Origin of the sequence: Ruegeria sp. HKCCD6119 (assembly GCF_013110585.1) — a bacterium.
Taxonomy (GTDB): domain Bacteria; phylum Pseudomonadota; class Alphaproteobacteria; order Rhodobacterales; family Rhodobacteraceae; genus Ruegeria.
On the sequence record NZ_WVQV01000003.1, the window covers coordinates 32374 to 51475 of the forward strand.

Consider the following 19102-nt stretch of genomic DNA (forward strand, 5'->3'; position numbering starts at 1 on the left):
CAGGATCAAACTTGGGATCCCGACTACCGTTTTCCGGATGCTGGGAATACGACACGGGCCAAGATCTGGAATACAACTACCAGTCGGCCCGGAATTTCATTCAGGCCCGGAATCTTACCATCCCACGGTTGCGTTTTGACCTGGACATTTCAGAAGACGCCCTGAGCCGCGCCCTGAATGGGCATCCGCCGGAGGACGAAAAGGCAAGATTTACCTTTCTTGTAAGTCGGCGCTTCGCGCGGCGCAGCATGAAGACCATTCGCCAAATGTTGTTGTTCGCGCGCGCGATGCAGGACGGTTACCTGCGCCTTCTCAAACTGCTTTGCCCGGATGTTCAGCCCACATGCGCCGATCCCCGTGAAAACCGCATTCTGGAACTGACCCACATCTTCAAGCTGGTCTACAACCTGACGCTGGAAGCCCATCGCAACACGGCTGGGGAGGGAATATGGGCTCAGGACCAACATTTCGAGGCCAAACTGAAGGCTTGCGTTCCTTGGATGGTGAGTGCGCTTGCGACAATCTTGCCCTCGAATTTCCAGTATCCGGATGCAACACGCGCAGGTATCTGTGAACGCCTGAGCCGACGCTTTTCCGAGATACAAGACGGTGATCGACTACAGGCTTACATCCCCGGTTCCGGGGATCGCGACGCGTTCAGAAAAATCTTTGAACGCGAAAACCAGTCATTAAAAAACGTCGTGACCGAATTTCAGGATCACCAGTGGCATTGTGAAAGACTGGATCGTCAGGCTGCCGTGGAAGAAATAGAAAGGGAAACGCGCCTTTGGTTTCTGAACAATCTTGCGCAGGATGCGAACGTTCCTGACGTGATCCGGGCCGCCTCGACGAACCGACTCGCGGCAATCGCAAAGGGAACTGCGCTGGAGGGCGTTTGGTTCCGGGACGCGCTTGAAGCGACTCGTCAGAAGGGCGACAAGGCACGCGTCGACAAACTGCTGAGTGAGACGAAAGAACTTGACCCTTCGGACCGCTGGCTTCCGGTTTGGCTTCACCAAAAAGCGCGGCACCACATCAATCTCAATGAATGGAACCAGGCAAAAACATGCTTGAAGGAAGCAATCGAACTGACGCGGATACAAAGCTTCGGCCCGACACGCGGCCTTCTCTCACTTGACCTGCTTGGGCTGGAGTTGACGGAGTCAGCATACAATCAGCGAAATCACGGCGGGTTGGTAAGAGATGTGATCATGTTCGGAGTCGTGGACGTCCCGCCAACGGACAAGTGGGTGGTTGTCACGGCGGAAACCCATTTTTGGGAAGAGGTGTATCAACCCTACGCAGGGACGACGCGGCGAAAGAGGGCGCGCAATCAGCGCAGCCAGAGGCGTTGACTACGAACAAATGCACGTACCGTCAGGATCTGGGCCGAAAACCGCGAAAGACCGGCGAAGAGGCACCAACACTGTCAATGGCACCGCTGTGGCGGATCATGTGTTTTGCCCAGAAATGCCTGACGGCCCGACGCCGTCACCAACATCCTGCCCCTTGGAATGCGGAGGATCAGGCCGGCTGCAAAAAAGGCGTTGCAGGGCTCAGGCCTGCTTTTGAACCTCGCCTTCGTCTGCCACCTCTGCCGACTCTGGTGTCACTTCGACCACATCATCCTCGTCCGCGGGCTCCATGACTTCTGGCTCTTCGGATTGATCTTCGAGCGCACCAACGATCAAAGGCAACATATGTACGCCGGTCGCGCTTGCGATTTCGGGTGTTCGTGGTGTCTGCCAGCTGAGCGTGTCGAAGCTGCCACAGTTCTGGCAGACCGGTCCCCATTCAGGTTGGATATCATGGCAATTGGTGCACACCCATTGCGGACCACGCGGCGCATTCAGCGCTTTGGCCAACCAGCCTTGCACAATGGCGTCCGAGGCCCCCTCGCCCCGTTCGATAGCGGCCATCAACGTATAGGCGCGCGCATCTCCCTGCGTTTCGACCACATCGCCCAGCGCACGGCGGGCTTCTGGGAAGTCCTCGGCCACGATGTTCAGTTCGGCCAATATCAGACGCGTTTCCATGTTTTCGGGGTGAATCCGGGTCAACGCGGTGAACCGCTTGATCCGTTGATCAGGGGTTTCATCCGGCACGATGTCGGCAAAGGCATGGGCCAGATCCGGATGCGGCTGAGCCTCCCATGCTTTTTTCAGAATCTTGGTTGCGGCCCGGGGTTTGCCTTTGGCGATATACGCGCGGGCCGCCATGGCAGCGGCTGGCACCAGATCAGGCGACAGGCGATTGGCTTCAATCGCGCGTTCCTGCTGTTCGACCGTCGCACCTTCGTCCAGAATTCCCTTGGCTTCGGACAAGGCCAAAACCGCGTCACGCCGTTTGAAGACATCGCGCGGCAAGTACCCGGCCTTCAACTTGGCCGTCAGAGTCGAACGTGCACCGGCCCAATCCTGCGCCTTGGTTTGCAGGTTCAGCAGCACGTCCTGCGTTTCTTCATGACGTGGTTTGATCGCCAGGGCCTTCTCGGCCAGTTTGCGGGCCGTTTCATCATCACCTTCGGCCAGCTTCTGCTTCATGATCCCGCGCACGCCAACGAAACGGGTGGCGCTGTTGGTCACCAGTTTTTTATAAGTGTCCGATGCCTTTTTCGTGTCCCCGGTCATCTCGGCGGCCTGTGCCACCAGCAGGTCGGTAAGCTCGGGCTTGTTCAGCAGTTTTTCGGCCTTGCTGGCTTTGGTCATCGCCACGCGCCCTTCGCCCGAGGCCAGCGCCAACAGACCATCAGCCAGCGCCTGGTATCCCTTTTGCTGGCGATTGCGGTCAAAATACCGGGACAAGGCAGTTTCGTCACCGTTCAGGAATTTCAGCGTTGCGATCAGCAGGCTGAGCAACTTGAAAAACAGCCAGACCGCAAAAACCAACACAGCCAGCGCGATCACTGACTGAAGCGGCCCGAGCGTGAATTCCGTGCCCGCGACGGTGATCTGAACCCCGCCACTGGTTTGCATCAGGAAGTGACCGCCCAACGCCAGCAGGCCGATAATCGCAACAAAAACGAGGATCTTAAACAGTGACCACAGCATGGCAGGTCCTTCAGTTCGAGTTCAGGCTGGAAGCCAGTGTATTCGCCGCATCGACGGCGGCGACCCGTGTTTTGGCCGCCTGTTCCCAATCGGACATTGCAGCCTGTGCCGCTTCGGGAAGTGATTTCAGTTCGCTCAAGGCTTTGGCCAGGTCTCCGTCCGCAAGCGCAGCCTGTGCCCGTGACAGGATAGCATCTGGTCCATCCCCTTCCTGTGGCGTGACCGAGCGTGCACCCGTTTGACGTTGCAGGAATGCGATCAGGCCGGTGCCCTTGTCGGCTTCACGGGCTTGGGCCAGCGCGGTTCGGGCCGTAGGCGCGAAACTATCGCGCAGAGAAGAGAGTGTTTCAACACCCTTCTCAGCCGGCCCGGACAGGGCATCCGGTACATCCACACCGCCTGCTTTCAGTTCTGCAACCAGATCGGAATAGGGTTGACCCGCATCCAGTTGCCCATGCAAGCGGGACAGAACAGCGGCATTGGCCGCAGCCTGCGCATCGGCTGTTGCTTTCGCCTCCAGCGCCTGAGCGTCGGAAACCATTTTTTCAACCTCGGCCCGTTGCGAGGCCAGAGAGTCCTGAAGCTTCTTCAGCTCAGCTTCGAAGGCGGCCATGGATTCGGGCGACACGCTGGATTCGATCGGGGTTTTCTCAAGCGTCGCAATGCGCTCTGACAATGGTCCGATCTGGCCTGACAGCGTATCCACTGTGGATTTGATCGCGCTCAGGTCACTTTCCACGGGTGTCAATTTGTCGGACAGCGCTTTGACCTGATCCGTCAAACCAGCAACATCCGGACTGTTTGCAAGCGCCTGAGACAGATTGGCAATCTGGTCGGACTGGTCTGCCAGTTTGGATTCCAACGCTGCCAAGGTATCCGAGCTGTCCGAGCCAGTTGACAACAACCCGCCATTGCCCAGCGCAAACCCGACGGCGGCAGCGATGGCACCGCCCAGCAAAGCGGGAACAAATCCGCCACGCTTTTCAACGACACGCTCGACCACTTTTTCTTCGACCGGGGCAGTATCTTCAGTCGACGCTTCGGCTTCGGCTTCGGCTTCGGCTTCGGCTTCGGCTTCGGCTTCGGCTTCGGCTTCGGAAAGTTCTTCTTCTACGGCCTCAGTCGGGTCAACAGGTGTATCTTCCTGTTGCAGTTCGGGTTCGACGACGTCATCTGCCTTGGGGGTTTCCACCGGCTTTTCTTCGGACTTTTTCTTACCAGCCACCGCAATATTCCCCTTATCGAATCCAAATTCAGATGAATAACAGCCCCAGTCAAGTTAATCGGGGACCGCGCCGCCCTCAACCCGCAACGCATGTTTCACAAGCTTTTTGACAGCCTTACGCATTTTCTTTGGTGTCGGCTTCTTTGCGATCTTCAGGCGCGCATAGTCCAACGAATAAAGGGGATCCGCCGTGGCCTGACTGATTGCGGCCAACCACAAAGGCGCGGATCCGGTCCAAATATCGGCAAAATGTCGCGCCGTTCTTGGCGAAAAAAGCGGTGTGATCACCGGCGAATCCAGATCTGCCACCCGGGTCGCTTCGGATGTTAGCGGCAACAGCAATTGCTGGTAGACCGGCAGTTCCCGCACCGTCAGGCCGGATTCGGTCAGTCGACCGGCAACATTGCCGCGCGTGTTCTCACCCCTCAAATGCAACAGCGGGCTTTTGGGCCTCCGCTTGAGCAGATGTCCCACCAGTTCTTCCGCCGTGGCCCCGACCATTTCGGCCTGCCAGCCGCAACCTTTTGCGGTACTGGTCGTTGTCGGTCCGACGCAGAAAGCGGGCAGGTTGCGGTCCACACCTTTCAAGGCCGCCGCGTTCACCGCATTGGCCGATGTGAAAATCAATCCCTGCACACCCTCGGTCTCAACGGCAACCGGCAGAGGTCGGATTTCCATGATCGGGGAATAGATGACCTGAACCCGAGTTCTGGTGCGGGTCGGCAACTGCGCAACGAACCTTTCAGAGGCGGCGCGCGGGCGGGTCATCAACAAATACAACGTGCGGCCCCTTGGCCCTTCAGGATTGTTTGCATCCGCGCAGGGTGATACCCCGCCGTAGGATCATGATGCAACGGATCAGGGTGATGGTGCAAACACTTACCGTACTGGGATTGGAAAGCAGCTGTGACGATACGGCCGCAGCCATCGTGCGCCAAACGACGGGCGCCGAAGCCGAAATCCTGTCATCCGTGGTACATGGCCAAACCGAACTGCACAGTCCTTTTGGCGGCGTCGTGCCTGAGATCGCAGCCCGGGCGCATGCGGAAAAGCTGGATGTCTGCGTTCTGCAAGCACTGGAGGCCGCGGGGCTTTCCCTGAAAGACATGGACGCCATTGCCGTCACCGCCGGGCCGGGTCTGATCGGAGGGGTCATGTCCGGCGTGATGTGCGCCAAGGGGATCAGCGCGGCAACCGGTCTGCCGCTGGTGGGTGTCAATCACCTTGCCGGTCATGCGCTGACACCGCGACTGACGGACAACATTGCCTTCCCCTACCTGATGCTTCTGGTGTCGGGCGGCCACTGCCAGTTCCTGATCGCCCATGGGCCCGAACATTTTACCCGCCTTGGCGGCACCATCGACGATGCGCCGGGCGAGGCCTTCGACAAAACCGCCCGCCTGCTGGGCCTGCCGCAACCTGGTGGCCCTTCCGTCGAAGCCGAGGCGCGCGCCGGTGATCCCAAACGATTCCGGTTTCCAAGGCCGCTTCTGGACCGGCCCGGTTGCGATCTGTCCTTTTCGGGATTGAAAACGGCTTTGATGCGGATGCGCGACCAGATCGTGAACGAAAAGGGTGGTTTGACGCGCCAGGACCGCGCAGATCTGTGCGCTGGATTCCAGCAGGCGGTTGTGGACACATTGGCCGAAAAGACCCGACGCGCAATCGATCTGTATCTGGAAAACTCTCCGTCTGAACCCGTGATTGCCGTCGCCGGAGGGGTTGCCGCCAACTCGGCCATTCGGTCCGCATTAGAGTCTGTTTGTGCTGAAAAAAACACCAGGTTCACCGCCCCCCCGTTGGCGTTGTGCACGGATAATGCTGCGATGATTGCCTATGCTGGCCTGGAACGCTTTCGTACCGGCGCACGGGACGGGCTGGATCTGACCGCCCGCCCTCGCTGGCCTCTGGATCAGCACAGCCCGGCCATGCTGGGCGGCGGCAAGAAAGGGGCCAAGGCATGAGCGTATCCGTTCTGGGATCCGGTGCGTTTGGTACTGCTCTGGCAATCTCGCTGGCAGGCAACGGGCCGGTGACACTGTGGTCAAGAAACGCCGATCAGGCGAAGCAGATGCGCGCGGCGCGCGAAAACGCAACCCGGCTGCCCAACATCGCCCTACCCGCGGACATCACCGTGACCGCGGACATCGCCGAGGCGCTCAGGGCTGACACGCTCTTGTTGGCTGTGCCAATGCAGAAATTGCGCAGCGCTTTGCAGGATCACGCCCCGGTCCTGCGTGGCAAGACTCTGGTGGCCTGCTGCAAGGGAATTGAACTGACCTCGGGGCTTGGACCTGTCGCGGTCATCAAAGAGGTTGTCCCGGATGCCCGCATCGCGTTGCTGACCGGGCCCAGTTTTGCAGATGACATTGCACACGGCCTGCCCACCGCGTTGACGCTGGCTTGCGAGGATACGGAACTTGGCAAGGCGCTTCAGGCCGAACTGACGACGGCGAACCTGCGCCTCTATCGCACCACAGACACGGTCGGCGCCGAACTTGGCGGCGCGCTGAAGAATGTCATGGCCATTGGCTGCGGTGCCGCCATCGGCGCAGGTCTGGGAGACAGCGCCCGGGCGGCCTTGATGACCCGCGGGTTTGCTGAGATGCAGCGCTTTGCCGCGATGCGCGGCGCGCGCCCAGACACCCTGATGGGTTTGTCCGGACTGGGGGATCTTGTGCTGACCTGCTCTTCCGAACTGTCCCGAAACTATCGTTTTGGCCTTAGTTTGGGTCTGAATCGACCCTTTGACAGCCAAACAACGGTCGAAGGCGTCGCCACCGCTCGTGCCATGTCGGACATTGCCGCCAAGGAAGGGCTGGATATGCCCATCAGCGCCACGGTGGCGGACCTGAGCCATGGCGCCTACAGTGTCACCGAGGCCATTCAAAACCTGCTAAATCGACCCCTCAAGGAGGAATAACATGCTGATCGCCCTCATCGCTCGTGACAAACCAGACGCGTTGCAAACCCGATTGGACAACCGCTCGGCCCACCTGGCCTATATCGAAGAAACCGGCGTCGTGTCACAGGCCGGACCGTTGCTGAACGGTGACGCCATGATCGGTTCATTGATAATCCTCGATGTGGAGGACCTGGCCGCAGCACAATCATGGGCCGACGGCGACCCTTACGCAAAGGCAGGATTGTTCCAATCGGTTGAGCTGATCCCGTGGAAAAAGGTGATCGGTTGATGGCCTATTGGTTGTTCAAGTCAGAACCGTCGACCTGGAGTTGGGATCAGCAAGTCGCAAAGGGCGACGCGGGCGAGGAATGGGACGGAGTGCGCAATTATCAGGCGCGCAATTTCATGCGTCAGATGAAAGTTGGGGACCGGGGGTTCTTCTACCATTCGCAAAAGGACAAGTCCGTTGTTGGCATTGTCGAAGTCTGTGCCGAGGCCCATCCCGACAGCACCACCGATGACGAACGGTGGGAGTGTGTCGACATCAAAGCCGTGCGGCCCTTTTCCAAACCCGTAACGCTGGACCAAATCAAGGCGGACGAGCGTCTGGCCAACATGGTGCTGGTGAAGAACTCTCGCTTGTCGGTGCAACCCGTGACTGAGGATGAATGGCGGGTGATTTGCATGCTGGGTGAAACCCAGGCTGATTGAACGGGAAAGTGGCACCGGGCGCAGAACTTCTCAAAGCTCTGGCAAGATGCTATCTTTCCTTGGGCTTTGCCGGGTGAGATCATGTCGGTCGCGGTTTTGTGCGATCGAAATTGCCGGGTGGTGTTCGAATAAAGATCGGTCTTTCTTGAAAGCAAAAACCCATGTCTGACGACGAAGGCGGCAATGGGATATTCGAAGACGCCGTTGCTGCGAAGAATTCAAAAAACTGGGAAGCGCGCCTGAAAGAGGCGCGTGAAAAGCGTGCCAGAGTGCTCAGCGGGGCGCAGGGTGAAGCGCAGGAAAAGCCCACCCTGAAACCTTCCGAGACAGAGCACCTGCCCCGGCCAGACGAAACCAAAATCGAAGAGATCGTATCAGACCGGGTCCGTTCCCTGCATTTGGAAGAACCAAAAACCAGGAAAAAACCCTTGGTCAGAGCAGGTATTCTTCTGGCCGCCTTGGTTTGCGGCGCGATCCTGCAATGGGCGGTCACACATATTGCCGGAACTTGGCGCTCCACCGGTGGAACGCCACCAGCCAGCCTGGATGCGGCGACTGAAACTCTTCCTGAAATCGAGGAGCTGCTTTCAGACAGAGCGCCCACCGTCAGAATCGCTGAGTCACCGGCCCCACGAGACACACAAGCAGCCGAGGACCTCGCCGATTCAGCGTCTTCCGAAGTCGCGCCCGTTTCCACCCCCGCACTCATCGAAGAGGCCGAGGGTGCGATCACAGGCGCATCTCTCGACCAGAGCGTCTCGGTTGAGGCGCTCGTGACGCTACCCGTTCCTGCCGAAGGCATTTCGGCTGCGGATGACCAAGACAGGGTGGAACCAAGACCCCCAACCCCAGAAGCGGAACCGGTCGTGTCTTTGTCCCCGCCAGCCATATTCATTCCGCCACAGCTCGAACCCATCTTGGCCACCGCTTCTTCTGCGGATATTCAAACCCTGTTTCCAGCTTCTGCCGAACCTCCGTGGCGCCACACCAACCGGTCGAACAAAGACAGCTTTTCGCAGACGTCCTTGATGGTTTTGGACCCTGTCCAGCAAGAGATCACTTTTTCTGCAGCCCCGTCTTATGCAGAGGTTAAACCGCTTTCGCCCTCACAATCCCCCATTGATCTGGAAGTCTCGCTTTTTGTTCCCTTGAGAGTGTCACAAGACGCCAGCAGCCGGGCTTTGGAACTGCTTACACAGGGCCGCGCGACGGTTGTGTCAACAGACCGCGTGGGTTTTCGGGTCAGAGAAACACAGGTTCGTTTCTACCATCCAAGCGACGCTGAAAACGCGGCGCTGGCAGCTGATGCTCTTGGCGGAATATTGAGGGACTTCACGAATTCGGGCAGCAAGACCCGTCCGGGGCGGATAGAAGTCTACTTGGCAGGCAGCGGTGGCGCGTCATCCAGGAATTCGGACCCAAGGCCCACGGCATTCGACAATTTCATTGCGCGTATTCTTGGCGAACTCAGATAAGAAACGAGGGAAGGCTCTGACGATACAGAACCTTCCCTACCCCCGCGTGCTCCCTACTCACCACACGCGTATGGAAATATTTGGTTCTGACCGTCCTGATCACAGGTTGAACTTAGCGCAACCGCACCCTTGGTTTCAAATGCCAAGTCTTTAAATTGAAACTCAAATTAAGTACGCCCGCCAAAATCTCGGCGGGCGCTTGGCAGATTTCGACCGGGTCAGCTGTAAACGGATTCTTTTCCGAAATGCTTGGTCAAAATATAATAGACAACGGCACGGTACTTGTTGCGCTCGGACATGCCATAGGTTTCCATGGCTTTGTTGATCCCTTCCATCAGCTCGGGGCCATCTGCCAGACCCAGCTTTTTGATCAGGAAGTTGTTCTTGACGGTTTCCAGTTCCGAGTCCTGGCTGGCCGCGACAGTTGCCGCATCTGCGTCATAGATCGCCGGACCACAACCGATGGTGACCTTGGTCAGCAGGTCCATATCGGGGTCCATCCCGCATTTGGTTTTCAGGTCTTCTGCGTATTTGGCGATCAGCTCGTCGCGCTTGCCCATATCCTAGTCTCCTTGATCCGTTTACCCGGCACCTTTTACCGATGATCGAAAGACTAGCCGCGTCGCAGGCTTTTCCAAAAGGAAAAAAATTTGCGATTTCTCCCCCTTGGTCGCAGCCTGCACGTTTCTTGCTGAAAAGCCTAGCGGCAATAGCCCCACCCCGGGCCTTGCAAGTGGAAATGATCCGCGTGCAAACGATTGAAATCGGGTCCAAGAACCACGCGAAACCAACCGCAGGCCCCGCGCCAGATCCGTCGAAAAAAGGCGCCTTCCGGTCCGGAGCCCTGCCAGTTTGACAACAAGGTCAGCGTCCGACCGTCAACGGTATCCACACCGACGATATCTATCGAATCCGCGCGGGCATGGCTGCTCCACCCACCGTTTTCACCCTGCGCGGTGCGCATGGGGCGGCAATTGTAACTGCCGATGTGGCGCAATCGGGAAACGTTGGACCCAAGCAGATCGCGTGCGGCGGGCTGCACGACGTGGTATTCCCACATGGTCAGGCGCAAAGCCGTGGCGCAACTGGTTTCAACATCTTCGATCCCTGATGTCACCAATTTGGTCAGACGACCCCGACCAGCGATGCCGCAATTCTGATCGACAACCAGGTCCGCCATCGCCTCAAACCGAACACCTGCGTCTTCCAGAGCGGCCCGGCACTGTGCTTCGCTCGCCAATGCGCGGTTCAGTTGGAGCTTGGTGACGGGTGTGATCGGGGCGGTTACCTTCAGATCACGCGACGGGTTCCAATGTGACGGTATCGGCGTTTCGAGATGCGCCAACACCCACCAGACACCACCGCCCAAAAGGATCACAACAACCGCCAGCCTGAAAAAGAAAGACGCCGCCAGGTACAAATACCGGCGGCGCCCAGATTTCTGCGTCATACCCAGACTGCGATCAGTAGCGGTAGTGTTCCGGCTTGTACGGACCTTCCGGTTTGACACCGATGTAAGCGGCCTGATCCGCATCCATCTGCGTCAGCTTCACGCCGATGCGATCCAGATGCAGGCGGGCCACTTTCTCATCCAGATGCTTGGGCAGGATGTAGACCTTGTTCTCGTACTGGTCACCCTTGGTGAACAGCTCGATCTGGGCCAGAACCTGGTTGGTGAACGAGGCCGACATCACGAAGGACGGGTGCCCGGTGGCGTTGCCCAGGTTCAGCAGACGGCCTTCGGACAACAGGATGATGCGGTTGCCCGAGGGCATCTCGATCATGTCCACCTGTTCCTTGATGTTGGTCCATTTGTGGTTTTTCAGGCTGGCCACCTGAATTTCGTTGTCGAAGTGGCCGATGTTGCCGACGATGGCCATGTCCTTCATCTCGCGCATATGCTCGATGCGGATCACGTCTTTGTTGCCGGTGGTTGTGATGAAGATATCCGCGGTGGCAACTTCGTCTTCCAGCAGGGTCACTTCGAACCCGTCCATCGCGGCTTGCAGGGCGCAGATCGGGTCGACTTCGGTGACTTTCACACGGGCACCAGCACCGCGCAACGACGCGGCCGAGCCTTTGCCCACATCACCGTAACCGCAGACCACTGCAACCTTGCCGGCCATCATCGTGTCGGTGGCGCGGCGGATACCGTCGACCAGCGATTCCTTGCAGCCGTATTTGTTGTCGAATTTCGACTTGGTGACGCTGTCATTCACGTTGATCGCCGGGAACGGCAGGTGGCCGTCTTTGACCAGCTGATACAGGCGGTTCACACCAGTGGTGGTTTCCTCGGAAACACCCTTGATCTGATCCCGCATCTTTGTGAACCAGCCCGGGCTTGCCGCCATACGCTTGGCGATCTGCTTCTTGATCACCTCTTCCTCTTCCGAACCCGGAACAGGGATGATGTCCTCACCCGCTTCGGCACGGGCACCCAGCAGGATGTACAGCGTCGCGTCGCCGCCATCATCCAGGATCATGTTCGGGCCTTCCTCGAACAGGAAGGATTTGTCCAGATAATCCCAGTGCTCTTCCAGTGTCTGGCCCTTGACGGCGAAGACGGGAATACCCGCCTCGGCAATCGCGGCGGCGGCGTGGTCCTGGGTCGAGAAGATGTTGCACGACGCCCAGCGCACATCCGCACCCAGCGCCACCAGCGTTTCTATCAGAACGCCCGTCTGGATGGTCATGTGCAACGACCCGACGATACGCGCCCCTTTCAACGGCTTGCTGTCGCCGTATTCCGCGCGCAGGGACATCAGGCCCGGCATCTCGGTTTCGGCTATGTCCAGCTCTTTGCGGCCAAAGCCAGCCAATGAAATGTCTTTAACGATATAGTCCCCGGCCATCAGGTGCTCCATTTTCCGGTAAATCACAGTCCCGGCTGCCCCTAGCATTCCTTGGGGCAGGTGGCAACTTTGAAGACTGTGATCGGAAACGATATGGCCAATATCAGCTTGGTGTGCCTTCAATTTCGATCTTTGGTATCGCTTCAAAAAAATCGGTGCCAACGGCAACAATACAGCTGATACCGTTCGCATTGGTTACCAAAACGGTATAACTTCCCGTTTCTTTCGAGGTCCAAACCTCCATCACCGATTGCGCGCCGCGTGTTTTTTGCAGGCCGCCAAAGGCCAATTCCTCGGCATAATTCTCCTGCAATCTGGATATGATGTGATCCCGTGCCGCACAATTCTGGGCAAAGGCAGGCGGCGCGGTGGCGGCCATTCCGAAGGTCAGTGCGATTGCGAATAAACGTTTGAACATAGGGTGCTCCTTTCGATACGTGTTTCAGTTCGAGAGGGGCACACTGGGAGGAGAATGCACCCCCCTCAGTCTTTAATGTCGGGATCATACCGCGCCGTTTCAAAGCACGAACGCTCAAGAAAATGTTGGCAGCGTGTGATCCAGACAGGTACATCATACCATAAAAACGCGAATTGAACGTGTCCAACTTCACAAGGCATGGCAGAATGGCAACACAACCCAGAGCGTGGCAAAGGATGCTGTCGGGTCGCAGGCTGGACCTGCTGGACCCGACACCGGTCGATATCGAGATTGAAGACATCGCACACGGCCTTGCCTTTGTCGCTCGTTGGAACGGTCAGACAAACGGCGATTTCGCTTATTCCGTGGCCGAACATTCCCTGCTGGTTGAAGAGATTTTTGGCCGTATTGCCCCAAAAACACCCATGAAATGGCGTTTGGCGGCCCTGTTACATGACGCGCCCGAATATGTGATCGGCGATATGATCTCGCCCGTGAAATCCGCCGTCGGCCCAGATTATGGCGCGTTGGACGACCGGCTGGCGGCAGCAATCCATATACGGTTTGGACTTCCGGCTGAGGTGCCGAAAACGGTGAAACGCCAGATCAAGAAGGCCGACAAGATCAGCGCCTGGATGGAGGCGACACAGATTGCCGGGTTTTCCGAGGCCGAAGCCACGAAATTCTTTGGTCGCCCGGAGAGGGGGATCATGGCGGGTTTACAGATCAGGCTGCGCCCCCCGGTCGAGGTGCGGCACGCCTTTACGGCGCGGCACGCAGAATTGATCGCTCAGATCTGAGAGGCGCTTTCCGAATGCGGTGAGTGGTACGGGGGAACTGGTGGAAGAAAGATGAAAACAAAGACCGGAACCCGAGTTTTGCTTGTCGTCAACGTCGTGCTGACTTTTGGTCTTGCGGCGGCGTTGGTCGAAACCGGGTGTGTCTCGAAGGCGCTCAGAAAAATCTCGGGCACATATGTCCCGGTCACGGAAACCGATCACTACAAGCTCATGGTCTGGCTGCACGAGCGGCCGATTTCTCAGGCGCTCGCCTCACCGGATATTCAGATCGCTTTCATCGGCGATTCCATAATCGAAGGGTGGTTGACCAGCAACGTCCTGCCCAACGCGCTGAACCTTGGGATCAGCCGCGACACCACCCCGGGCCTGATCGCAAGAGCAAAACCGGAACTGATTGCCCATGTCCCGACATGGTATCTGGGAACCGGGGTCAATGACGCTCTGACGGCCACACCGCCAGAGAAGATTGCAGGCTATGTCGCACAGTTGAAGGCCCTGTTCATGCCTGCTGACAGGTTGATCTGGCGTGCTGTGTTGCCCGTCACCGGTGCAAACTGGACCGCGGAACAAGAGGCGTTTCGAACGGCCTTCAATTCGGCTGCACAACAGGCCTGTCAGGATATGGCGAACTGCACGTTTCTGACCCCGCCGGACGGGTTCGCCGAAAAAACCGCCGACTGGACATCGGACGGGTTGCATCCCAACGCAATCGGATATCGTCAGCTGGCGCGGCAGCTCTGCGCAGAAATCTCTTGCTCACCCTGAAGCTACTGAATGGGTACGGTCAGCTCCGCTGCCCGCAGACCTGTCTGAAACTTAGGCAGGGTTTGTGTTCGCCCTGTTTCAGCCAAAGACGTAGAAGCACAGTTTGTTGCCATCCGGGTCACGCACATAGGCACCATAGAACCTGTCGGGCACTCGTTGACCAGGTTCGCCTTCGTCCACCGCACCCAGGCTGATTGCCTTGTCATACAGTTCCTTGACCTCATCCTTGGAGTCGGCTGCAAAGGCGACCATGTTGCCATTTCCGGCGGCGCAGACATTGCCGTCATAGGGCTCGCACACCGCCAGCATCGGCGCGTCGGGTTTGTTGCCGATGAACGCGATCCGGCCTGCGTCTATAACCACTTTCGCGCCCTTGTCCGCGAAAAGCTTGGTATAGAAGTCCTTGGCGCGCGCCATGTCCGAAACGCCAACGGTTACATATCCGATCATAAAGTGGTCCTGTTCTGACAAAAGATTCCAGATGTGCCGAACAGTCCTCGACAGGGTCCAAGGTTACAAGTCACTAAACCGTCATCGAGCGGCCGGCAGACCTAACGCGGGCTGCGTTTCGCCAGTATCCGCTGCAACGTCCGCCGATGCATATTCAACCGTCGCGCGGTTTCGGAGACATTCCGGTCACACAGCTCATAGACGCGCTGGATATGTTCCCAGCGCACACGGTCCGCGCTCATGGGGTTTTCCGGCGGCGGGGGCATCTCGTCACCCTTTGCCAGCAATGCGTTAGTGATGTCGGTAGCATCCGCAGGCTTTGACAAATAGTCGGTCGCACCGATCTTGACTGCCGCGACGGCGGTCGCGATCGCACCATATCCGGTCAGAACAACAACACGGCTGTCGGGGCGTTTTTCCCGCAATACCTCGACAACGTCCAATCCGTTGCCATCCTCCAACCGCAGATCGACGACGGCATAAGCCGGGGGCCGGGCGGTGGATATCGCGCGCCCTGCCGCGACGGATCCTGCTGTCTCAACCTCGAAGCCACGCTTTTCCATGGCCTTGGCCAAACGTCTCAGAAACGGCTCGTCATCATCAACCAAAAGCAGGGATTTGTCAGGGCCGATGTCAAGCTGAGAAGTGTCTGCCATATGTTAGGTCTTTCGCTATTTCATGCCTTTGGCTCGAACATGAGTAATAGCAGCGCGGGAACAAAGGTCAAACAACCTTGTTACGACGCGGCCTGTTCCAGGAAGCATGCAACCTTGTCCGCCATCTGTTCGGCCGTGTCTTCGCGCTTGAAGAACTCCAGAAATCCATTTTCGGGTGTAACCAGATACGTAAAGGTGGAATGGTCAACCAGATAGAATTCGTCGGCTTTGTCATGCGCTTTGTAATAGGTCTTGTAGGCCTTGCTGGCCGCCTTGACCTGTTCGGGCGAGCCGGTCAGGGCGATCGTCTTGCCCCCGAGATTGAAAGCATAGTCGGCCATGACTTCGGGCGTATCGCGATCCGGGTCAATCGAGATGAACAAAGGTGTCACCGACAGCCCGCGTTCAGCCAGAATATCGACAGCCTCGGCGTTGCGGGACATGTCGAACGGGCAAACGTCCGGGCAGAACGTGTATCCGAAGTAAACCAGCGTCGGTTCGGTAATCACATCTTTGTCCGTAACCGTCTCGCCTTTACCGTTCACCAGTTCAAATGGTCCACCAATTGCGGCGGCGCCCCCGGCGATCTGGCTGGACCGACATTGTGCGAACTTGTCATCGGACCCGCCACCCCGTGTCAGAATCCACATGGCCCCAAGTCCGATAGCCAGAACAAGAGTTGCGAGAATTGCGAGAAGGCGGGTCATTTCGATTATCCGGTCTCAGGGGGTTGTTGATCGTTCCGGCCGGGACACCTATCAAGATGACCAGCCAATGCAACAGGACATAAGCGACCGATGGCAGAATCCAATCAGACTTTTTGGCGCGGCCAGGAACGCAGCAGCTGGATTCGCCTGCGAACCCTGATCCTTTTGCGATGGGTGGCCATCATCGGCCAGCTCACCGCGATCACGGTGGCCCAGCGATACTACGACGTGCAGCTGGAACTGGGCCTGTGCTACCTGGCCATCGGAATCTCGGTCATGGGCAACCTGACCGCCATTTTGCTGTTTCCGCAAAACAAGCGCCTGACCGAGTTTGAAAACTTCCTGATGGTTCTGTTCGACCTGCTGCAATTGTCAATTCTGCTCTATTTGACCGGCGGGCTGAACAATCCGTTTGCGCTGCTTCTGCTGGGCCCGGTCACGATTTCAGCCAATGTCATGAGCACACGATCAACCCTGATTGTCGGCGCCGTCGCAATCGTTCTGACAACTGTGCTGGCGGAATTTCACCTTCCGTTGCGGACAAGTCTGGGGCTTGTTCTGGATATCCCCGATATCCTTCTGTTTGGAAACTGGGCCGCGATCATCATCGCCATCGTCTTCATCGGCGCCTATTCCCACCGCGTCAGTTCCGAAGTCCAATCCATGTCCGAAGCGCTGGCCGCCACGCATATGGCGCTGGCGCGCGAACAGAAGCTGACCGATCTGGGCGGCGTCGTCGCCGCTGCCGCGCATGAACTGGGCACGCCTCTGGCGACGATAAAACTGACCAGCGCGGAACTGATCGAAGAACTGGACGACCGCCCGGACCTGAAAGATGACGCCGCTTTGATCCGCGAGCAGGCAGACCGTTGCCGTGACATTCTGCGCGACATGGGGCGGGCGGGCAAAGATGATCTGCACCTGCGGCAGGCACCGCTTTCGACAGTGGTGAACGAAGCGGCCGAACCACATGTCGGTCGCGGCAAAGAGGTTCATTTCTCTGAAGGCCCCGCGCAGGACGGGGATGTTCAGCAGCCCTCGATCCTGCGCAAACCCGAGATCATTCACGGTTTGCGCAACCTGATTCAGAATGCCGTGGATTTCGCCCGCGCAAATGTCTGGGTCGAGGCCGAATGGACCGACAGCAGGATCACCGTCAGCATCATGGATGACGGGCGGGGATATCCGCCCCACATGATCGGACGCATCGGGGATCCGTTTATGCGCCGAAGACGGGCAGAATCCGATCAGAGAGCACGCCCGGAATACGAAGGGATGGGCCTGGGATTGTTCATCGCCAAAACCCTGCTGGAACGCAGCGGCGCCGAACTGGAATTCGCCAATGGTTCGGACCCCTACCAGCATCTGACCGACAATCCTGAACGGCGCGGGGCAATCGTCAAGGTGACCTGGCCACGCAAACTGATCGATGCACAGAAGGGTGACACCCCGGTCCCGTCGGGATCCAACACGCGCATCCAGGTGTGAATTAAGAGACCGTTAACCAATCCCACGCATAGTCTGTCCTTGTATCGTTCAGGCTTGGGGAATTTGATGGCCGATTGGATTATTCTGGCCGCGATCAGTCTTGTTTCGTGCTGTTTCGCCGTTCTGTGGCTGTTGCCACGCCGGGCTCAGCGCGACAAGGCTTTTGGTTTGTTTTCGAACACCTCGCTGTTTGATGCCGTATTCCTTTTCGATGGCAACCAACTGATCAGCCATTCTGATTTCGCACTGGCCGGGTTTGAGCATATTGAAAACTGGCTGGACCTGCGGCGCTTGTTGCAAAGGGATTTCCCCACCTTTCCCGAAACTTCCGACAAAGTGCGCGATCAGGGCAAAATCTTGGTATCGGCCATTGACTGCACGGTTGAACGAGAAGTCGTGTGTGAGTGGATCGACGGTATCGTCCGCGTTCGACTTTGCGAATGCGCCAGGACCTCCTCGGCCGGATCGGTTACCCCAGGCGAACCGACTCGTCTGGCAATGGATCTGGCCCCTTACCCTGTATGGTTGGCGGATAACGACAATCGGGTGCAATGGTGCAATGCCGCCTATGTCGCACTTGTTCAAAAGGCGCGTGATCAGGACGCCGATCTGACTGCGCCGCTTTTTGAAAGCCCGGAGGATGCCACGAGACCTACCGGAAAAACCCGCGTGTCGGTGGATGTTGCAGATACTGATCGCAAGCTTTGGTTCGATTTGACTCGGATCGAACACGAGAACGGTCATCTATGCTATGCCGTTGACGTCAACGCGATTGTCGAGGCGGAAACCGCCCAGCGCAAATTCGTGCAGACCATGACCAAGACCTTTGCCCAATTGTCCATTGGTCTCGCCATTTTTGACCGCAATCGGCAACTGGCCCTGTTCAACCCGGCCCTGATCGATCTGACCACGTTGCCGCCCGATTTCCTCAGTTGCCGCCCCAGCCTGAGCAGTTTCTTCGACCGCTTGCGGGATAAACACATGATGCCCGAACCGAAGAATTACCGCAGCTGGCGGCGTCAGATGAACGACCTTCTCGAAGCGGCTGAAGATGGAAACTACCACGAGACGTGGTCGTTGCCATCCGGATCGGTCTATTCCGTCAGCGGCCGCCCTCACCCGGACGGCGCAGTGGCGTTTCTATTCGAGGATATCACCGCCGAAATCACCCTGACGCGGCGCTTTCGATCAGAAATGGATCTGATGCAGTCCATCCTGGACAAACTGGCGGACGCGATTGCCGTCTTTGCAGATGACGGTACGCTGGCCTTCACCAACTATGCGTATCAAAAGCTGTGGGGAGACGCGCACGAGGTCGGGTTCCAAAGCGAAACGGTCACCGATGTCACGCGACGCTGGCAAGACCTTTGTATTGCGACGCCGGTTTTGGGTGAGGTACGGGATTTTGTCGAAATGCGGGAAAACCGCGCCGAATGGACAGCTGAAATCCAGATGAGAACCGGCATAACCGTGGATTGCACCGTCACACCGGTTCATAACGGCGCGACAATCGTGCGGTTTACGCAATCCGAGTTTCCCTCGAAATCCACCGCGATGGAACAGATCAGCGCCTGAACCGGGTTGCAGCCGGTCAGGCGCA

20 protein-coding genes are annotated in these 19102 nt (G+C 57.8%); 10 read left to right on the plus strand and 10 right to left on the minus strand.

Annotation, left to right across the window (positions count from 1 at the left end):
- The first annotated feature begins 11 nt into the window (after positions 1 to 11).
- The gene (locus tag GS611_RS10110; RefSeq protein ID WP_171635282.1) at positions 12 to 1355 is read left to right on the plus strand and encodes a hypothetical protein; all 1344 of its coding nucleotides are present in this window, start codon (positions 12 to 14) and stop codon (positions 1353 to 1355) included.
- A 201-nt stretch (positions 1356 to 1556) separates the two neighbouring features.
- Here the strand turns inward: GS611_RS10110 and GS611_RS10115 are convergent, their stop codons facing one another.
- Genes GS611_RS10115 through GS611_RS10125 form a run of 3 tightly spaced genes read right to left on the minus strand, consistent with a single transcriptional unit; the run spans position 1557 to position 5055 of the window.
- Positions 1557 to 3050 carry a heme biosynthesis protein HemY gene (locus GS611_RS10115; RefSeq protein WP_171635285.1) on the minus strand — a complete coding sequence of 498 codons (1494 nt, stop codon included), beginning with the start codon at positions 3048 to 3050 and terminating at the stop codon, positions 1557 to 1559.
- Between the two features lie 10 nt (positions 3051 to 3060).
- Positions 3061 to 4275 carry a COG4223 family protein gene (locus GS611_RS10120; RefSeq protein ID WP_171635287.1) on the minus strand — a complete coding sequence of 405 codons (1215 nt, stop codon included), beginning with the start codon at positions 4273 to 4275 and terminating at the stop codon, positions 3061 to 3063.
- Positions 4276 to 4329: 54 nt separating this feature from the next.
- On the minus strand, positions 4330 to 5055 hold the full coding sequence (locus GS611_RS10125) for a uroporphyrinogen-III synthase (RefSeq protein WP_253284988.1): 726 nt from the start codon (positions 5053 to 5055) through the stop codon (positions 4330 to 4332).
- Between the two features lie 86 nt (positions 5056 to 5141).
- Between GS611_RS10125 and tsaD the strand changes: the two genes are divergently transcribed.
- From tsaD to GS611_RS10150, 5 genes are all read left to right on the plus strand, one after another.
- Entirely contained in the window at positions 5142 to 6239 is a 1098-nt protein-coding gene (tsaD, locus tag GS611_RS10130) for a tRNA (adenosine(37)-N6)-threonylcarbamoyltransferase complex transferase subunit TsaD (RefSeq protein ID WP_171635290.1), read from the plus strand.
- On the plus strand, positions 6236 to 7198 hold the full coding sequence (locus GS611_RS10135) for an NAD(P)H-dependent glycerol-3-phosphate dehydrogenase (protein WP_171635292.1): 963 nt from the start codon (positions 6236 to 6238) through the stop codon (positions 7196 to 7198). Before tsaD ends, GS611_RS10135 begins: the two co-directional genes overlap by 4 nt.
- A 1-nt stretch (position 7199) precedes the next feature.
- Positions 7200 to 7469, plus strand: coding sequence for a YciI family protein (locus GS611_RS10140; protein WP_171116638.1), 270 nt, complete (start codon positions 7200 to 7202; stop codon positions 7467 to 7469).
- Positions 7469 to 7891, plus strand: coding sequence for an EVE domain-containing protein (locus GS611_RS10145; RefSeq protein ID WP_171635295.1), 423 nt, complete (start codon positions 7469 to 7471; stop codon positions 7889 to 7891). The genes GS611_RS10140 and GS611_RS10145 overlap by 1 nt, the downstream gene beginning before the upstream one ends.
- A gap of 161 nt (positions 7892 to 8052) precedes the next feature.
- Positions 8053 to 9366 carry a hypothetical protein gene (locus GS611_RS10150; RefSeq protein ID WP_171635297.1) on the plus strand — a complete coding sequence of 438 codons (1314 nt, stop codon included), beginning with the start codon at positions 8053 to 8055 and terminating at the stop codon, positions 9364 to 9366.
- A 218-nt stretch (positions 9367 to 9584) separates the two neighbouring features.
- Here the strand turns inward: GS611_RS10150 and GS611_RS10155 are convergent, their stop codons facing one another.
- The 4 genes from GS611_RS10155 to GS611_RS10170 all read right to left on the minus strand — a co-directional run bounded on the left by GS611_RS10155 (position 9585) and on the right by GS611_RS10170 (position 12636).
- Entirely contained in the window at positions 9585 to 9926 is a 342-nt protein-coding gene (locus GS611_RS10155) for a DUF2853 family protein (RefSeq protein WP_171171577.1), read from the minus strand.
- A 140-nt stretch (positions 9927 to 10066) separates the two neighbouring features.
- Positions 10067 to 10816 carry an extensin family protein gene (locus GS611_RS10160; RefSeq protein WP_171635299.1) on the minus strand — a complete coding sequence of 250 codons (750 nt, stop codon included), beginning with the start codon at positions 10814 to 10816 and terminating at the stop codon, positions 10067 to 10069.
- 13 nt (positions 10817 to 10829) lie between these two features.
- Positions 10830 to 12218 (minus strand): adenosylhomocysteinase, encoded by a 1389-nt coding sequence (gene ahcY / locus GS611_RS10165; protein ID WP_171233586.1) that lies wholly within the window; start codon positions 12216 to 12218, stop codon positions 10830 to 10832.
- 103 nt (positions 12219 to 12321) lie between these two features.
- On the minus strand, positions 12322 to 12636 hold the full coding sequence (locus GS611_RS10170; RefSeq protein WP_171635301.1) for a hypothetical protein: 315 nt from the start codon (positions 12634 to 12636) through the stop codon (positions 12322 to 12324).
- 206 nt (positions 12637 to 12842) lie between these two features.
- On the opposite strand from GS611_RS10170, the gene GS611_RS10175 reads away from it, so the two are divergent.
- Positions 12843 to 13436 carry an HD domain-containing protein gene (locus GS611_RS10175; RefSeq protein ID WP_171635303.1) on the plus strand — a complete coding sequence of 198 codons (594 nt, stop codon included), beginning with the start codon at positions 12843 to 12845 and terminating at the stop codon, positions 13434 to 13436.
- Between the two features lie 51 nt (positions 13437 to 13487).
- Positions 13488 to 14201 carry a GDSL-type esterase/lipase family protein gene (locus GS611_RS10180; protein ID WP_171635305.1) on the plus strand — a complete coding sequence of 238 codons (714 nt, stop codon included), beginning with the start codon at positions 13488 to 13490 and terminating at the stop codon, positions 14199 to 14201.
- A gap of 78 nt (positions 14202 to 14279) precedes the next feature.
- Here GS611_RS10180 and GS611_RS10185 read toward each other — a convergent pair whose 3' ends face one another.
- From GS611_RS10185 to GS611_RS10195, 3 genes are all read right to left on the minus strand, one after another.
- Complete coding sequence (locus tag GS611_RS10185; RefSeq protein WP_171635307.1) at positions 14280 to 14651, minus strand: VOC family protein; 372 nt, start codon at positions 14649 to 14651, stop codon at positions 14280 to 14282.
- A 101-nt stretch (positions 14652 to 14752) separates the two neighbouring features.
- Entirely contained in the window at positions 14753 to 15307 is a 555-nt protein-coding gene (locus tag GS611_RS10190) for an ActR/PrrA/RegA family redox response regulator transcription factor (protein ID WP_152459641.1), read from the minus strand.
- Positions 15308 to 15387: 80 nt separating this feature from the next.
- A complete protein-coding gene (locus GS611_RS10195) occupies positions 15388 to 16014 on the minus strand; it encodes an SCO family protein (protein ID WP_171635309.1) in 627 nt (208 codons plus the stop codon).
- A gap of 90 nt (positions 16015 to 16104) precedes the next feature.
- On the opposite strand from GS611_RS10195, the gene regB reads away from it, so the two are divergent.
- Positions 16105 to 17502: a sensor histidine kinase RegB gene (gene regB, locus GS611_RS10200; RefSeq protein WP_171635312.1), complete on the plus strand. Its 1398-nt coding sequence runs from the start codon at positions 16105 to 16107 to the stop codon at positions 17500 to 17502.
- A 66-nt stretch (positions 17503 to 17568) separates the two neighbouring features.
- The gene (locus GS611_RS10205) at positions 17569 to 19077 is read left to right on the plus strand and encodes a PAS-domain containing protein (protein WP_171635315.1); all 1509 of its coding nucleotides are present in this window, start codon (positions 17569 to 17571) and stop codon (positions 19075 to 19077) included.
- Positions 19078 to 19102: the final 25 nt, after the last annotated feature.

What these genes read in the sequence shown, in the direction of transcription:
- GS611_RS10115 (WP_171635285.1), bottom strand. Translation starts at nt 3,050, where the DNA reads ATGCTGTGGTCACTGTTTAAGATCCTCGTTTTTGTTGCGATTATCGGC.
- tsaD (WP_171635290.1), top strand. Translation starts at nt 5,142, where the DNA reads ATGGTGCAAACACTTACCGTACTGGGATTGGAAAGCAGCTGTGACGAT.
- GS611_RS10135 (WP_171635292.1), top strand. Translation starts at nt 6,236, where the DNA reads ATGAGCGTATCCGTTCTGGGATCCGGTGCGTTTGGTACTGCTCTGGCA.
- GS611_RS10140 (WP_171116638.1), top strand. Translation starts at nt 7,200, where the DNA reads ATGCTGATCGCCCTCATCGCTCGTGACAAACCAGACGCGTTGCAAACC.
- GS611_RS10145 (WP_171635295.1), top strand. Translation starts at nt 7,469, where the DNA reads ATGGCCTATTGGTTGTTCAAGTCAGAACCGTCGACCTGGAGTTGGGAT.
- GS611_RS10150 (WP_171635297.1), top strand. Translation starts at nt 8,053, where the DNA reads ATGTCTGACGACGAAGGCGGCAATGGGATATTCGAAGACGCCGTTGCT.
- GS611_RS10155 (WP_171171577.1), bottom strand. Translation starts at nt 9,926, where the DNA reads ATGGGCAAGCGCGACGAGCTGATCGCCAAATACGCAGAAGACCTGAAA.
- GS611_RS10160 (WP_171635299.1), bottom strand. Translation starts at nt 10,816, where the DNA reads ATGACGCAGAAATCTGGGCGCCGCCGGTATTTGTACCTGGCGGCGTCT.
- ahcY (WP_171233586.1), bottom strand. Translation starts at nt 12,218, where the DNA reads ATGGCCGGGGACTATATCGTTAAAGACATTTCATTGGCTGGCTTTGGC.
- GS611_RS10170 (WP_171635301.1), bottom strand. Translation starts at nt 12,636, where the DNA reads ATGTTCAAACGTTTATTCGCAATCGCACTGACCTTCGGAATGGCCGCC.
- GS611_RS10175 (WP_171635303.1), top strand. Translation starts at nt 12,843, where the DNA reads ATGGCAACACAACCCAGAGCGTGGCAAAGGATGCTGTCGGGTCGCAGG.
- GS611_RS10180 (WP_171635305.1), top strand. Translation starts at nt 13,488, where the DNA reads ATGAAAACAAAGACCGGAACCCGAGTTTTGCTTGTCGTCAACGTCGTG.
- GS611_RS10185 (WP_171635307.1), bottom strand. Translation starts at nt 14,651, where the DNA reads ATGATCGGATATGTAACCGTTGGCGTTTCGGACATGGCGCGCGCCAAG.
- GS611_RS10190 (WP_152459641.1), bottom strand. Translation starts at nt 15,307, where the DNA reads ATGGCAGACACTTCTCAGCTTGACATCGGCCCTGACAAATCCCTGCTT.
- GS611_RS10195 (WP_171635309.1), bottom strand. Translation starts at nt 16,014, where the DNA reads ATGACCCGCCTTCTCGCAATTCTCGCAACTCTTGTTCTGGCTATCGGA.
- regB (WP_171635312.1), top strand. Translation starts at nt 16,105, where the DNA reads ATGGCAGAATCCAATCAGACTTTTTGGCGCGGCCAGGAACGCAGCAGC.
- GS611_RS10205 (WP_171635315.1), top strand. Translation starts at nt 17,569, where the DNA reads ATGGCCGATTGGATTATTCTGGCCGCGATCAGTCTTGTTTCGTGCTGT.